General features: G+C 45.8%; 15 protein-coding genes. 2 read left to right on the plus strand and 13 right to left on the minus strand.

Going from position 1 to position 14818, the window contains the following annotated elements; translation table 11 throughout:
• Positions 1-61: 61 nt before the first annotated feature.
• Positions 62-940, plus strand: a complete 879-nt coding sequence (ilvY, locus tag B5D26_RS03035) for an HTH-type transcriptional activator IlvY (protein ID WP_078744217.1) — start codon at positions 62-64, stop codon at positions 938-940.
• A 67-nt stretch (positions 941-1007) separates the two neighbouring features.
• Here ilvY and der read toward each other — a convergent pair whose 3' ends face one another.
• The 13 genes from der to trmJ all read right to left on the minus strand — a co-directional run bounded on the left by der (position 1008) and on the right by trmJ (position 13783).
• Entirely contained in the window at positions 1008-2426 is a 1419-nt protein-coding gene (gene der / locus B5D26_RS03040) for a ribosome biogenesis GTPase Der (RefSeq protein WP_078744218.1), read from the minus strand.
• An 86-nt stretch (positions 2427-2512) separates the two neighbouring features.
• Entirely contained in the window at positions 2513-3694 is a 1182-nt protein-coding gene (bamB, locus tag B5D26_RS03045) for an outer membrane protein assembly factor BamB (RefSeq protein ID WP_078744219.1), read from the minus strand.
• Positions 3695-3696: 2 nt separating this feature from the next.
• Positions 3697-4350 carry a YfgM family protein gene (locus B5D26_RS03050; RefSeq protein ID WP_078744220.1) on the minus strand — a complete coding sequence of 218 codons (654 nt, stop codon included), beginning with the start codon at positions 4348-4350 and terminating at the stop codon, positions 3697-3699.
• Positions 4351-4403: 53 nt separating this feature from the next.
• Positions 4404-5672 carry a histidine--tRNA ligase gene (gene hisS / locus B5D26_RS03055; RefSeq protein ID WP_169917389.1) on the minus strand — a complete coding sequence of 423 codons (1269 nt, stop codon included), beginning with the start codon at positions 5670-5672 and terminating at the stop codon, positions 4404-4406.
• A 191-nt stretch (positions 5673-5863) separates the two neighbouring features.
• Complete coding sequence (gene ispG, locus B5D26_RS03060; RefSeq protein WP_078744222.1) at positions 5864-6979, minus strand: flavodoxin-dependent (E)-4-hydroxy-3-methylbut-2-enyl-diphosphate synthase; 1116 nt, start codon at positions 6977-6979, stop codon at positions 5864-5866.
• Positions 6980-7033: 54 nt separating this feature from the next.
• Positions 7034-8029: a RodZ domain-containing protein gene (locus B5D26_RS03065; protein WP_078744223.1), complete on the minus strand. Its 996-nt coding sequence runs from the start codon at positions 8027-8029 to the stop codon at positions 7034-7036.
• 23 nt (positions 8030-8052) lie between these two features.
• Positions 8053-8793 carry a type IV pilus biogenesis/stability protein PilW gene (gene pilW / locus B5D26_RS03070; protein WP_078744224.1) on the minus strand — a complete coding sequence of 247 codons (741 nt, stop codon included), beginning with the start codon at positions 8791-8793 and terminating at the stop codon, positions 8053-8055.
• An 80-nt stretch (positions 8794-8873) separates the two neighbouring features.
• Positions 8874-10052 (minus strand): dual-specificity RNA methyltransferase RlmN, encoded by a 1179-nt coding sequence (gene rlmN / locus B5D26_RS03075; RefSeq protein ID WP_078744225.1) that lies wholly within the window; start codon positions 10050-10052, stop codon positions 8874-8876.
• 154 nt (positions 10053-10206) lie between these two features.
• Positions 10207-10635, minus strand: a complete 429-nt coding sequence (gene ndk, locus B5D26_RS03080; protein WP_078744226.1) for a nucleoside-diphosphate kinase — start codon at positions 10633-10635, stop codon at positions 10207-10209.
• A 177-nt stretch (positions 10636-10812) separates the two neighbouring features.
• Entirely contained in the window at positions 10813-11139 is a 327-nt protein-coding gene (locus tag B5D26_RS03085; RefSeq protein WP_139776594.1) for a HesB/IscA family protein, read from the minus strand.
• Positions 11140-11183: 44 nt separating this feature from the next.
• Positions 11184-12329, minus strand: coding sequence for an IscS subfamily cysteine desulfurase (locus tag B5D26_RS03090; protein WP_200810608.1), 1146 nt, complete (start codon positions 12327-12329; stop codon positions 11184-11186).
• Positions 12330-12414: 85 nt separating this feature from the next.
• Complete coding sequence (iscR, locus tag B5D26_RS03095) at positions 12415-12879, minus strand: Fe-S cluster assembly transcriptional regulator IscR (protein WP_078744229.1); 465 nt, start codon at positions 12877-12879, stop codon at positions 12415-12417.
• Between the two features lie 121 nt (positions 12880-13000).
• The gene (trmJ, locus tag B5D26_RS03100; protein WP_078744230.1) at positions 13001-13783 is read right to left on the minus strand and encodes a tRNA (cytosine(32)/uridine(32)-2'-O)-methyltransferase TrmJ; all 783 of its coding nucleotides are present in this window, start codon (positions 13781-13783) and stop codon (positions 13001-13003) included.
• 137 nt (positions 13784-13920) lie between these two features.
• Here trmJ and B5D26_RS03105 point away from each other — a divergent pair, with 137 nt between their 5' ends.
• Entirely contained in the window at positions 13921-14805 is an 885-nt protein-coding gene (locus B5D26_RS03105) for an inositol monophosphatase family protein (RefSeq protein ID WP_139776593.1), read from the plus strand.
• Positions 14806-14818: the final 13 nt, after the last annotated feature.

Raw genomic sequence — 14818 nt, forward strand, 5'->3', positions numbered from 1 at the left:
TGATATATATGCAACAATATATCCCATAAAATGCAATACTCACTGATTTGGCACAGTTACGATGGACACACGCTTGTTAAAGCACTTTTTAGTGCTCTCTGAAACCCTACATTTTGGTCGTGCCAGTGAGCTGTGTCATATCAGCTCCTCTGCGCTTAGCCGAAGTATTAAACAGCTTGAAGATTCACTTGGCGTTGCACTTTTCGAAAGGGACAATCGCACTGTAAGCCTAACCCGAGAGGGCGTTAAATTTCAGCGTTATGCCCGAGATGCACTCAGTCATTGGGATATGATTCGCAATGCGTTGCTTGAAGAAGCGCAAGAGCTGCAAGGTGAACTGAGCATGTATTGCTCAGTGACCGCCAGCTATAGTTTTTTGCATGATATTTTGCGGCGCTTTAGAAGTAGCTACCCTAAAATTGAGATCAAACTGCATACGGGCGATCCCGCGCCTGCACCTAATCGGGTGCTCAATGGCGATGAAGATATTGCCATTGCGGCACGTCCCGATAGCTTACCCTCTGCATTAGCCTTTAAATCGATTGGATTATCTCCCTTGCTGTTTATCGCCCCTGTGGATGATCCTGTTTTAGCCCCCCATGTGGATAAGCCCATCGAAGAGATCAATTGGTCAGAGGTGCCAATGATTTTGTCGGAACAAGGGTTAGCACGGAGTCGGGTTGACCGTTGGTTCAGCAATAAGGCGCTCAAGCCCAATATTTACGCTCAAGTGGCAGGTAATGAAGCTATTGTAAGTATGGTGAGCTTAGGTTTTGGTGTGGGTGTTGTACCTAAAATTGTATTGGAAAACAGCCCGTTGGCCGATCGCGTCAAGGTGTTGCCAGTGACGCCTACTCTGCCGGCTTATGATGTGGGTGTCTGTGTGTTACAGAAAAAGCTGAAGAATCCTCTGATTGAAGCCTTTTGGGCACAGCTCTAACCTGAGAGCCTAAATTAGAAAGCGAAAAACCCGCAGGTAGCGGGTTTTTCGGTTCAGATCAATCGTATCAATTGCGGCGTTTTTTGCGCTCATCTCTTGATTCTTTCGTCAGTTTCAACTGGCGCTGTTTTGCCTTGTCGCGGTCATCTGTTTTGTTCGGGTCAAATGGGTTTTCACCTGAACGGAATTCAAAACGGATTGGCGTACCTTTCACTTTCAACACCTTGCGGAATGTGTTGGTCAGATAGCGCTTATAGCTATCCGGCAAAGCCTCGGTCTGACTACCATGTACCACGATGATGGGTGGGTTTTTACCCCCTTGGTGGGCATAACGTAGCTTAATTCGACGTCCTTTCGAGATAGGCGGCTGATGCTCACGCACCACATCTTCTAAGATAGTGGTTAAGCGATTGGTCTGCCAATGGCTCATAGCAGAGTCATAAGCACTGTTGATTGACTTATACAGATGGCCAACACCTGTGCCGTGCAGTGCAGAAATGAAATGCATATCTGCGTAATCCACAAAACCTAAGCGACGATCGACGTCTTCTTTGATTTTGTTTTTCACATCAATATCTAGACCATCCCATTTATTAACCGCAACGACTAAGGCTCGACCGCTCTGTAGCACGAAGTCCAACAGGTGTAGATCTTGCTCAACGATACCCGTACGAGCATCAATCACCATTACCGCAACGTTACACTCACGTACCGCTTCAAGGGTTTTGATAATTGAGAACTTTTCAGCAATTTCAGTGATGTTTTTACGACGACGAATACCTGCGGTATCAATCAAAGTGTATTCTTTGCCATCACGTTCAAACGGAATGGCAATAGCATCACGAGTTGTGCCCGGTTGGTCAAAAACCACAACGCGATCTTCGCCCAGAATGCGGTTTACCAATGTAGATTTACCTACATTTGGTCGACCGATAATACCGATACGAATCCCTTTCTGTTTGATCTGGTTGTGTTCTTCCTCATCCTGCTCTTCTGGGAAAGGCTCCAGAACATGCTGGATCATATTGGTCACGTTACGACCATGTGCCGCAGCAATTGAAATGGGTGCGCGTTCCATGCCCATTTCGTAGAAATCAATTTCGGCCATCTCAGGGTCGATGCCGTCAGTTTTGTTGACGATCAACCAAGCATCTTTACCTTGAGTGCGTAAGTGTTGCGCAATCATTTGGTCGGCAGCAGTTAAGCCTGCACGACCATCCACCATAAATAAAACAATATCGGCTTCTTCAATGGCCAATAGCGATTGTTCCGCCATTGCCATATCAATACCCGCCTCATCGCCACTGATACCGCCAGTATCAATCACAATATAAGGCTTGCCACCCACTTTACCCTCGCCGTATTTACGGTCACGGGTTAAGCCTGCGAAATCAGCCACAAGGGCATCACGGCTACGGGTTAAGCGATTAAACAGCGTTGATTTACCCACATTTGGGCGACCAACCAATGCAATAACAGGATTCATTAAAATATCTTCAGTTCAGTTGTCAGGCCGATTCACATCGGCAAATCATATCAAGAGCGCTGCGTTCAGCCTGCTCAGAAATCGGGTTAGCGCTTTATAGCGATTACACGGCCATTATTAGCCACTGCAAAAAGCTGGTTGCTCGCCACCGTTAGCGGATGTTCAATCCCGCTCGTATCCGCTTGAATTCTAGCGATTGGGTGACCATCGGTAAGCGCAAACAGATGAATATAACCTTCATAGTCTGCTACCGCCAATGCATCGCCCCAGATCACTGGAGCCGTTAGCCGGCGTCCTTCCAGTGCATCCTGATTCCATAAAACACCGCCGGAGCGGCTGTCTAATGCGATAATTCGGCTAGCATCATCCACATAAAGTAGATTGCCATAACCTTCTACCGCAGGGTTAAAGCTTGAGTCTTTTCGTTCCCATAGTGCTCGACCACTTTTGGGGTCTAGCGCCATCACACGTCCTTGGAAGCTGGTTACAACCAGTAAGCCTTTACTGGTTAATAGCGGCTGTCCATCAACGTCGACCAAACGTTCAATGTCGGTACGCCCCGATGGAATGGCTACTCGAACATCCCAGACCAACTGGCCATTACGATTATCAATCGCTGCGAGTTTGCCACTGGCAAAACCCGTAAACGTTAAGGCTGGTGTTACTTTAGGTGCCGCAGTGCCGTGTAAGGTGAGTAGTCCTTCTTCACCATCTAGGCTCCATTGCAAGCGGCCTGTGCTGAGATCTAAGGCAGAGACTTTGCCATCGGCTGTTTGCACCACAACCTGCTTTAGTTCTGGATTGATCTGTGGTGTTGCCAAGATCACGGTGCTCAAGCGAGTGCGCCATAATAGCTCGCCACCAGCGGCAGACAGTGCTAATAACTCACCATTTTGGGTGCCTACTAATAACTGCTCATTTGCATAAGCAAGACCAGAGCTGATGTCTTGCTTAAGTTCAGCTTCCCACAAGAATTCACCATCTGCTTGCTGCCAAGCAGTTAAATTACCTTCACGGTCAATGGCATAAACAATGTTGTTTGCAATAACAGGCGTGAGTAAATAACCCTGCTCGCCTGCACCCTTCGCGGCAAAATCACGCCATGTTAAGCTAAGCTCAACACTTTGTTTGAAATCTACCAGTGATTTGGGTGCAACTTTAGGCTCTGGCAAACTACCACAGCCCACCAATAGCCCCGATAAACTTAGCGCACTTACTAGAGCGAAGCATTTAAGTGGTCTTTGGTACTGTTTAAACCATTGAGTCATGATCACGCTCCGGCACCACCTAAATCGGCCAGTTTCATATCAATTACTGGGCGTTGAATACCTAAGTTAATGAATACAGCGCGCGCTTTTAGATAAGCTTCTTTGGCTTCTTTAGGTTGTTTAAGCTCAGTTAAAAGGTCACCTTTTAACTCTTCTACTTCTCCCATGTAAGTCTTGGCTTTCAGGTTGTTTAGTAGGCTTAAGGCTTGATCATTTTGGCCTTGCTGCCACAGAATCTGAGCTTGGCGTAATACAGCAACCTCAGAAACGGTTTCATTTACAGCCGCTGCTTGCACCGCTTTTAGGGTGGCAAGCGCATCGTCAGGCTTTTTCTCTTCTAGTTGTAAACGAGCTTTAAACAGTGAGGCATAGTTAGCATACAAAGTGCCTTCATGTTCGCTTTGCAGCTGTGTAGATAAATGCTGTGCAGTGGCTTTCTGCTCATCAGTTAGCTCAGGTTTGCTCATGAGTTCAACCATCTGCTCATAGGCTTCTGAGGCCGCTTCTACTTTGGCCTGTTGCTGATTTTGCCACCATTGCCAGCCTAGAATAGCGGCTATTGAAAGCACCAGTGCGACAATGACGGTTTTACCGTTTTCAGCCCACCATTTTTTGATCAGTTCAACCTGTTCTTCTTCTGTTCTTAACTCAGACACTTATCTTTACTCCTGCTGGCCTATGCTCTAAAAGTACGGGCTAAAAATCATTTCTATACCAAGATTGTGGCTAAAAATGCCACCAAGTCGGCCTGTGCGACAACGGTTTGTTCACGCTCGTCACGTAGGAACTTCACTGTAACTTGCTGATTTTGAGCTTCAGTCTCACCAATAATCAACGCAATTTTAGCGCCGCTTTTATCCGCTTTTTTGATCTGGTTCTTAAAGCTGCCACCACCGCAATGTACTAAGGTGCGATATTGGGTGTTAGCGCGCAGTAGTTCACCTAGTAATAAGCTGTGCTGAGCGTCAACTGCGGCCACAAAAAGATCAGGTTGTGCGTTAACGCTGGCCGGTATCGCTTCTAAGGTTTGTAGTAGCAAAATCAAGCGTTCAACGCCCATCGCAAAACCTACGGCAGGTGTTGCACGACCACCAAGCTGTTCAACTAAACCATCATAACGGCCACCGGCACATACCGTACCTTGTGAGCCTAGTGCTTGAGTAGTCCACTCAAAAACGGTTTTGCCGTAATAATCTAAGCCGCGTACTAAACGTGGGTTTAACACATATGCGATGCCTGCGGCATCTAAGGTGGCACAGAGTTGCTCAAAATGCGTTTTAGACTCTGTATCTATAAAGTCGGCAAATACTGGCGCGCCATCTAACAGCTTTTGTGTTTCAGGGTTTTTACTGTCAAGAATCCGCATTGGATTGCTGGTTAAGCGGCGCTGGCTGTCTTCATCCAGTTGGTCTTTACGCTCACTCAAGAAGGCAACTAAAGCATCACGATATTCGGCTCGTGCCTCAGATGAACCTAAGGAGTTCAGCTCTAAAGTCACGGCATCATAGATACCCAGCTCTTTCCACAGGCGAGCACTGAGCAGAATTAGTTCGGCATCAATGTCAGGTCCTTGCATACCAAAAGTTTCAACACCGATCTGGTGGAACTGGCGATAACGACCCTTCTGTGGGCGTTCATAGCGGAACATTGGACCGCAATACCACAGGCGCTGAATCTGGTTGTATAACAAACCATGCTCTTCTGCTGCGCGTACACAACCTGCTGTACCTTCTGGACGTAAAGTTAGGCTATCGCCGTTACGATCCTCAAAGGTGTACATCTCTTTTTCAACAATATCTGTGACTTCACCAATAGAGCGTTTGAATAGAGCTGTTTGCTCCACAATCGGCATACGAATTTCGTTATAGCTATAACGCTTTAGCAAATTCGCTACGGTGTTTTCTAGATATTGCCAAATTGCACTGTCTTCCGGCAGGATGTCGTTCATGCCACGGATGGCTTGGATTTTATTCGCCAAGTTTCTACTTCCCGTATTTTGTCATAGTCTTGTTGAGGTCATTTTCTCGACAGGCCGCTCGATATATGGGCGGTTTAACCCGCATTGCAACCTGTTATTTTGTGCTTTGAAAATGACAAAAAACGAGCGGTGAGTATCACGGCTCGTTTTCAATGATTTCAATGCGCTACAGCTGAAAACTACATAGGTTTTCAAGCACCGCTTTTGGCGATGAGCTGAGCTTCTGCTTGTTCTTTTTTGTGCAACTGCTCACGAATGAGGCGTTCTAAATTTTCGGCTAGGTTATCGTTACCCAGCTTTTGTGAAGGTGTGCCATCAATATAAATTAGGTTAGGCGAGCCTCCTGTTAGGCCAACCGACACCTCTTTTGCTTCACCTGGGCCATTCACCACGCAGCCAATCACTGCAACATCTAGAGGGGTTCGCACATCGTCAAGGCGACTTTCCAGTTCGTTCATTACACCGATGACGTCAAAATTCTGTCTTGAACAGCTTGGGCAAGCGATAAAGTTGATGCCTTTACTGCGCAGTTTCAAACTTTTTAAAATATCAAAACCCACACGAATTTCTTCAACTGGATCAGCGGCCAGTGAAACACGAATGGTATCACCAATACCGTCCATCAGCAGCATACCTAGGCCAACAGAGGACTTCACTGTGCCTGAGCGCAGACCACCCGCTTCGGTAATACCCAAATGTAAAGGCTGTTCAATTTGATCCGCAATTTTACGATAGGCGGCTACTGTCATAAAGACATCTGAGGCTTTTAAGCTGAGTTTGAAATCAGGGAAGTTCAAACGATCTAGGATGTCGATATGGCGCATGGCGGATTCCACCAGCGCATCAGGCGTTGGTTCGCCATATTTCTTCTGCAAATCTTTTTCGAGAGAGCCTGCATTCACCCCGATACGAATCGGAATGTTATGGTGACGGGCAGCATCCACCACACTGCGAATACGCGCCTCGTTGCCAATATTACCGGGGTTGATGCGCAAACAATCAACCCCAAGCTCTGCAACACGCAATGCAATGCGGTAGTCAAAGTGAATATCAGCCACCAGAGGGATATTGACTTGTTGTTTGATTTTGCCAAAGGCTTCCGCTGCTTCCATCGACGGCACTGAAACTCGCACAATATCAGCCCCGACATCTTGTAACTGTAAAATTTGACCAACGGTCGCCTGCACGTCACAAGTGTCAGTATTGGTCATACTTTGTACAGAGATGGGCGCATCACCGCCCACAGCCACATTGCCAACCATAATTTGACGGGACTTGCGGCGTTTTATCGGAGATTCAAAGTGCACAGTGCTCTCTCTTTCAATATGTCTCAGCGGTTACTCGATTTTAACGCGAGCAGATTACTGACCTAATGTCAGGCGTGCAATACCATTTCGATTGGTATATGGCTTCAGGTCGATAATTTTGTCCCCATAGGTCACTTCAGCGCCTTGAGCATTGCCAATCATCAGTTTGAAGGGGGCTACACCAGAAGCTAATGATTGCTCTCCAGCCTTTTTCAGATTAGCGATCAGTTTAATTCCACGAGCATCTGTCATTTCAACCCAACATTCTTGGCTAAAGGTAATCAGAATTTTTTCTTCGCCTGGTGCCAGTACGTGAGCTTCTGGTTCAGGCTCGCTTACATCAGTATCTTCACTGGCTGCTTGTATTGTGGGGGGAGTCTCATCTGCTGAGTTATCATCAATCAAATTTGCCTCGTCAATAGCTTCATCCTCTGGGGCTTCTTCTGAGGGTGCTGGTGACACTTCTGTCTCAACTGAAGCTGTAGATTCGGTGTCTTCAGCTCCACTTAAATCCATCTTGGCAATAATGGTCTCGCCGTTAGAAGTTTCGATCTCAACCGTTTCATTCTTCGTTAGACTTAATGTTTCTGCGCCGTTTCGACTCTGCCACCAAATCACCGATAGGGCGATTAATGCGGCGACAATAATCAGTGTGGTGTACTTAATTAGTGGGTCTGACAAGTTACGCTGCGGTTTTATTGTGTCTACTGGCTTGAAGCGCTTTTCTGGTTTCTCCAGTTCTCCGGCGCATTGGTTATAGCCCTCGATTAACGCTTCAGGGTCAAGGGCTACTAATTTTCCGTAAGCCCTTAGATAACCACGAATAAACGTAGGCCCTGGCAAAGCCGAAAAGTCATTAGCTTCAATCTGAACGACCACACTAGGCTTCCAGTTCAGTTTGTCAGCAACATCTGTGGTACTAAGCTTGGCTTTTTCACGGGCGTGTTTTAGGGACTCACCTATATTTAATATTGTTTGCTCTGTTGAAGATACGTCTGATGTAGTCATGTTGGACGACGCCTCTTCTGGTTTAGCAACGATGTCAGTCATATGATTAAAAATCCTTACTATCGTTATTGTTTGAGATTAGCTAACTCAGCTAGCCAGCGGCTTTTGTCAGCCTTTTTACCTAGGCTATCCGCTAAAAAAATACCTAACCTTAAACTCCGTTCAGTGGGTTTGGCAAATTCAAAATGTTTTTGTAGGTAACGCCATGCATCTAAGGGGTGATTCTGTTGCCGATAAATGTCAGCCAGCTCTAACATGGCTTTTTCAGACTTACTATTCAGCTGTAAGGCTTTTTTAAATGCGGTTTCGGCGGCTGGTAGGTGTTGGCGCTGTACTTCACATAAGCCTAAATTTTCAAATGCTTGTTGGCGGTTAAAATAAAGTGTATCTGCTACGGTTAGCTCAAGTTGTTTGCAGGCTTCATCATAGCGTTGTTGGCTGTATAGAAAGGCTGCAAAGTTATTACGTGCAGTTGAAAACTCTGGCGATTCAGATAGCGCTTGCCGAAAATGCTTTTCAGCAAGTTTGTACTCACCTTCTTGCTGATAAATTAAAGCCATGCCATGCAGCGCATCAGCAAAGTCAGGTTGCAGAGAGAGCGCTTTAATCATCGCACGCTTTGCGCGCTCGCTATTATTACGCTCTAAATAGGCAAAGCCCAGCTGTGTATAAGAGATAGCGCTTTTATTGAGCGCCTGATCACTAGGCACTGTATTCACAGGCTGTGCTGTGCAGGCTGATAATAGCCACAGTACAGATCCTACAGCCATTAATCGGCCAAAGGTGCTTCTGCGGCTTATTTTCATCTATTGCTCCTGTTTAATATTTTAAGCAGTCGATAGTCAGCTCGTGTTGTACAGTGTTGTTGGCTGTGATCAATTAGATCTTACTCCGCTGCGCTATCACTTGCATCTGTGACATCAACAAAAGGCAATAATTCTGTATAACGGGCGCTACGACGGGTTTTATCCATCACTTGACCAACAAGCTGTCCGCAAGCAGCGTCAATATCATCCCCACGAGTGCTACGTACAGTGACCACATAACCTGCGTCAATCATGGCTGTTTGAAAGCGCACAATAGCGTTACGGCTTGGGCGTTGGTAATCGTTATTTGGGAATGGATTAAATGGAATTAGGTTGATTTTGCAATCAAGTGTACGCAACACCTTGGCAAGTTGTGCAGCATGCTGAGGTTGGTCGTTAACACCTGCAATCAAAGTATACTCAATAGTGATTGAGCGGTTATCACCCAAGGTATCAAGGTAGCGGTTGCAAGCCTCTAATAACATCTTGATTGGGTATTTACGATTGATTGGCACTAACTCATTACGTAGTTCATCATTTGGAGCGTGTAGCGAGATTGCCAGTGCAACGTCGATTTGTCCTGTCATTTTTTCAATGGCAGGCACAACCCCTGAAGTGCTTAATGTGACACGACGTTTAGACAAACCGTAACCAAAATCATCCAGCATTAAACGCATTGCAGACATTACAGGTTCAAAGTTCATCAGTGGCTCGCCCATCCCCATCATCACCACATTGGTGACTGGACGCTTAGTAGTATCTGTGCGTGGGCCAAAAGAGCGTTGAGCAACCCATACTTGGCCGATGATCTCGGCAGGGGTTAGATTACGCTGAAAACCTTGTTTGCCCGTTGAGCAAAAGCTGCAATCTAATGAGCAACCTACTTGTGATGATACGCATAATGTACGACGTTTTTCGTCCATTGGGATCAAAACAGTTTCGATACAACTGCCACCATCGACCCGTAGCACCCATTTGCGAGTACCATCGTCAGAGAAATCTTGGTAGACAATTTCAGGGCCGCGTACTTCGGCCATTTCATGTAGTTTGACGCGCAATACTTTGCTCAGATTAGTCATCTCGTCGAAGTTATCCACACCATAGTGGTGTATCCACTTCATCACTTGCGAAGTACGGAAACGTTTTTCGCCAAGGGATTCAAAAAAAGCATCCATTTGCGGAGCTGTCAAACCTAGCAAATTGACTTTGCTTTGAGTGCTTGATGTGACTGGCGAGGTTTCTGTTGACTGAGTAGACATTGGTGCGTGCAACCTGAAAAAAATAACGGCAAGGAGGCGGTTCTAATTGCTCTCTAATCAGTAACCGCAAACAGCCACACAAGGTGGCTGTTTGAGTCTTACTTTTAAATGCGCTAATTCACACAAATTAAAGCAAAACAGTCTTCAGAAAAGATTAACCGCGTGGGCAGATCTCTTCAGCACTGAAGAAGTAAGCAATTTCGCGCTCAGCAGAGGTTGCAGAGTCAGAACCATGTACTGCGTTAGCATCGATAGATTCTGCGAAGTCACGACGGATCGTACCTTCAGCCGCTTCTTTAGGGTTAGTTGCACCCATTAGATCACGGTTCTGCATAATTGCGTTTTCACCTTCCAGAGTTTGAACTACAACTGGGCCTGAAGTCATGAACGCAACTAGATCTTTAAAGAAAGGACGTTCTTTGTGCTCAGCATAGAAGCCTTCAGCTTGTGCTTGAGACAGCTGGATCATTTTTGCTGCTACAACTTGCAGACCTGCATTCTCAAAACGAGCAATGATCTGGCCAACTACATTTTTAGCCACTGCATCTGGTTTGATAATAGAAAGAGTGCGTTCTACCGCCATTGGAATATCCCCAATATAATCACAATTAAAAAAACAATGTTTAAATTCAAAAACCCGCGAAGTATACGCAGATTAAGGCTAAATTAGTATGCATCAGACGCTATTCAAAGCAAAAAAGCTTGTTTTTTGGTGCTAACTCAATTAGCGCAATATTAGCGGCACAACTCTAATCTCGGCTTAGACGTTGAAGCTTTCCCCACAACCACATTCATCTTTGACATTGGGGTTGTTAAAGCGGAAAAAACTGTTCAAGCCCTTGGTTACAAAATCGACTTCTGTGCCTGCTAAAACATCCATTGCTTCTGGTGCAACTATGACTTTGACATTGTGTTGCTCAAAGACGATGTCCTCACTGCCAATGTCATCGGCAAAGTCCAATACATAGGAAAAGCCGGAGCAACCACTGGGCTTAATATTCAATCTTAAGCCTTCGCCTTTACCACGCTCTTGCAAGCATTTCTGCACATGGGCAGCTGCTGTAGCTGTAATTGTCACTGACATCACAATGCCCTCATTGATTTTCAATTCTATTTCAATATAAGTGCGAATCAGTTGCGTAATGCATTAACTGCACGTACAACAATTTCAATCACTTGCTCGATCTCTTCTGGCGTTGTAAAACGCCCAAAACTAAAACGTAGTGAGCTTAAAGCTTTTTCTCGGCTTAAGCCTATCCCGCTTAAGACATAAGATGGATCAACGCTGGCAGAGTTGCAGGCGGAGCCTGTTGAGACGGCAACCTCTTTAATCGCCATTAGTAGCGCTTCGCCATCAACTCCACTAAAACACAAGTTAAGAATGCCGGGGTAACCCTGCTCAAAATCACCATTGATACTGACTTGCTCTAAGGCAGATAAGCCTTGCCAAAATTGACTGCGAAGACTTTTTAAGTGTGCAAAGTCTTCTGCCATACGCTCACCTGCCAAGGTGAGCGCGGAGGCCATGCCAACAATCTGGTGAGTAGGTAAAGTACCTGAACGCATACCGCGTTCATGACCGCCGCCATGTATTTGAGCCAATACTTTTAAATCAGGGTCGCGACGCACATAAAGTGCCCCGATACCCTTAGGGCCATAAGCCTTGTGACCACTAAATGACATCAAATCAACAGAAAGTGTTTTTAAGTCAATTGGCACTTTACCTGCGGCCTGCGCGGCATCAACATGGAATAAGACCGCTTTATCGCGTAATAGTGCACCAATGCTAGCTATATCATTGATGCTACCCAGTTCGTTATTGATCAGCATAAAAGAGGCTAAAATGGTATCAGGGCGTAGTGCTTGTGCAACCTGCTCTACAGAGATAACACCTTTAGCATTTGGTTTTAGGTAGCTCACCTCAAAACCTTGATCCTCTAACCAAGCACAAGTGTCCAGAACTGCTTTGTGCTCAATAGTTGAGGTGATGATGTGGCGGCCTCGGGTGCGACGTGTTTCCGCAACGCCTTTCAAGGCTAGGTTGTTAGACTCAGTTGCTCCTGATGTCCAGACTAGCTCACGGGCATCACAATTCAATAGCTTTGCAATCTGTAAGCGAGATTCTTCAACGGCTTGTTCTGCAAACCAGCCTAACATATGGGCGCGAGAGGCTGGATTCGCAAAGCAGCCGTCTTGCGTAAGGTAGCCCATCATCTTTTCAGCAACAGCCGGGTCAACAGGTGTTGTGGCGGCATAATCAAGATAGATTGTTTTCATGATAATTTTTTATAATGTTGATATATAAGATAGAGACAACAAAGCCAGACATCGTCTGGCTTTGAGTGAGCAGATGATCTTTTTTTTACATCAGCGCTACTTGAATCTTTTGATCTGATTTCAAGCCACATGCTGCTCGTGCAGCCTCTTCATGCTGACGTACCAGCTGACCTAAACTAATGCCACTCAAAAAGGCATGTATCTGTTCGCTTAGTTGACACCATAAATGATGAGTCAGGCATTCACGACCATCTTGGCAGTCGCCTAAGCCTTTACAACGAGTGGCATCAACAGACTCATTGACTGCATCAATGACTTGGGCGACAAAAATATCATCGCTCTCACGACTTAATTGATAACCACCGCCTGGGCCACGCACACTACTGACTAATTCGTTACGGCGTAGTTTAGCGAACAGCTGCTCCAAATAAGAGAGCGAAATTTCCTGACGCTTAGAAATATCAGCCAAACTCACAGGCCCATCAGTGGCGTGTAAAGCCAAGTCTAGCATTGCCGTCACTGCATAACGCCCTTTGGTAGTCAGCCGCATGGTGATATCCCCACTCAAATACTCAACAATAAACAAGCATTATGCTAACACCTACCATTTTGGTCAAGTATAGTCGAAATAATTCACAGATAGCATCACTCAACTTTTAAGGTGGAGCGTTTCAATTGCTCTCTTTTTGCCCTCTTGCAGCTTTTTGCGTTGTGGACAAAATACCACGCAGAATATTCACTTCTACTTGATCTAAACGAGTTCGTTGATATAAGCGGCGTAAGCGAGTCATCAATAAACGAGGATTGTTGGGGTCGTGGAAGCCGATTTCAATTAACGTTTGTTCTAAATGTTGATAAAAACGCTCAACATCTTCACCACTAGCCCAAGGATTGTCCCAGTCTTCCTGCCACGCAGGTGCAACCTGTTGGCTAGAGTCTAAATAGGCGACTCGTAGTTCATAAGCCAATACTTGTACGGCTGCCGCCACATTGAGTGAGCTAAAATGCTCATCTGTTGGTATATGCACATGATAGTGGCATAGCGCCAATTCCTCATTAGTTAGGCCGCGGTCTTCTCGGCCAAAAACCACAGCGGCTTTCATTGTAGGAGTTTGAGTATCTGGAGCCTGATTGGCCTTGGCTATATCTGAAAACACCTGACCAGCCATTTGGCGTGGGCTGATTAAAGGCCAAGGCATATTGCGTTGACGGGCGCTTGTGCCGACAACCAGCTGACAATCAGCTAAAGCTTGTTCTAATGTGTCGACAACAATGGCTCGCTCCAAAATGTCGTCGGCTCTTGAACTTCTGGCATTGGCTTCTTCATTCGGAAAGTGTTTGGGCGCAACCAGCACCAGTTCAGCCAAGCCCATGTTTTTCATTGCTCGGGCAGTGGCACCTATATTGCCGGGATGCGTGGTGTTCACTAAAACGATACGGATCTGCTGAAGCATGATTGCGCCTTTTCATCGACCTGAAGAAAAAATACTGTTTGATCAAGTAATTGCGCCTTATATGCTTGCAATTAGACTTGATCAAATACAAAACTAGATTGTAACAAAAAAAGCAGAAAGCGCCTCTTGGTATCGAATTGACTATAAAAACACTCGATTTTAGAGGTTTTTCTGGTATTATCGCGCCCCTTCGTTCTTTAACAATGTTTCACCTATACGGTATTCGCATGCATCCAATGGTTCAATTGGCGCTACGTACTGCGCGTAGTGCTGTGCAAAACTTTCAGCGCATTAATGAGCGTTTAGACATCGCTCGTAAAGAAAATACAGTTCAGCAACTGCTGGAAGAAACAGCGCGCTCTGTGGAAGAGTATGTTATTAAGCAACTGACTCGTGCTCATCCAGAGCATAGCTTTAAAAGCCAGTACCAGCGTCAGATTCCAGGTAAAGGCGAAGGCAAGGATATCGTTTGGACAGTACAAGCTGCCCATGGGTGGGACAATCTTTCTCGTTCATTACCAATGGCGGCACTGTCTATCAGCTGCGAAATCAAAGGTAAAATCGAGCACGTCATCGTACTAAACCCTTTTACGGGTGATGAATATACCGCCTCTCGTGGCCGTAGCGCACAGCTAAACGGTCGCCGTGTCCGTGTTAGCAACCAACGCGCTATCGAAGCGGGCAAATATGCATTGCCGCTGCCTTCACTAGAAACTCGTGGTCGCAACTTTGCGCTATTTATGGGTCTAACCCAACAGATTGGTCAGGTCGCTGAAAGCCTGCACAATTCTGGCTGTAACTTATTGGATTTATTAAGCACAACCGCTGGCTTCACTGATGCAAGTGTTGTTTATGGCGTTGATGAAAACGAAATGCGTATCGCAGCATTGTTTGCTAAAGAAAGTGGCGCGTTAATTGGTGCAATTGACGGTAGCCCAAATCTGCCGCAAGATGGCAACCTTATTTTGGCTAATCCAAAAATGTATAAAATTGTATTGCAGATTGCGAAGAACTATCAGTAATCTTGCGAAACAG

The organism is Oceanospirillum multiglobuliferum (genome assembly GCF_900167095.1).
GTDB classification, from domain to species: Bacteria; Pseudomonadota; Gammaproteobacteria; order Pseudomonadales; family Halomonadaceae; genus Oceanospirillum; species Oceanospirillum multiglobuliferum.

Excerpts from the sequence above, each read along its gene's own strand:
- rlmN (WP_078744225.1), bottom strand. The coding sequence starts at position 10,052 with ATGTCTACTCAGTCAACAGAAACCTCGCCAGTCACATCAAGCACTCAA.
- der (WP_078744218.1), bottom strand. The coding sequence starts at position 2,426 with ATGAATCCTGTTATTGCATTGGTTGGTCGCCCAAATGTGGGTAAATCA.
- ilvY (WP_078744217.1), top strand. The coding sequence starts at position 62 with ATGGACACACGCTTGTTAAAGCACTTTTTAGTGCTCTCTGAAACCCTA.
- B5D26_RS03065 (WP_078744223.1), bottom strand. The coding sequence starts at position 8,029 with ATGACTGACATCGTTGCTAAACCAGAAGAGGCGTCGTCCAACATGACT.
- bamB (WP_078744219.1), bottom strand. The coding sequence starts at position 3,694 with ATGACTCAATGGTTTAAACAGTACCAAAGACCACTTAAATGCTTCGCT.
- ndk (WP_078744226.1), bottom strand. The coding sequence starts at position 10,635 with ATGGCGGTAGAACGCACTCTTTCTATTATCAAACCAGATGCAGTGGCT.
- trmJ (WP_078744230.1), bottom strand. The coding sequence starts at position 13,783 with ATGCTTCAGCAGATCCGTATCGTTTTAGTGAACACCACGCATCCCGGC.
- iscR (WP_078744229.1), bottom strand. The coding sequence starts at position 12,879 with ATGCGGCTGACTACCAAAGGGCGTTATGCAGTGACGGCAATGCTAGAC.
- pilW (WP_078744224.1), bottom strand. The coding sequence starts at position 8,793 with ATGAAAATAAGCCGCAGAAGCACCTTTGGCCGATTAATGGCTGTAGGA.
- B5D26_RS03090 (WP_200810608.1), bottom strand. The coding sequence starts at position 12,329 with ATGAAAACAATCTATCTTGATTATGCCGCCACAACACCTGTTGACCCG.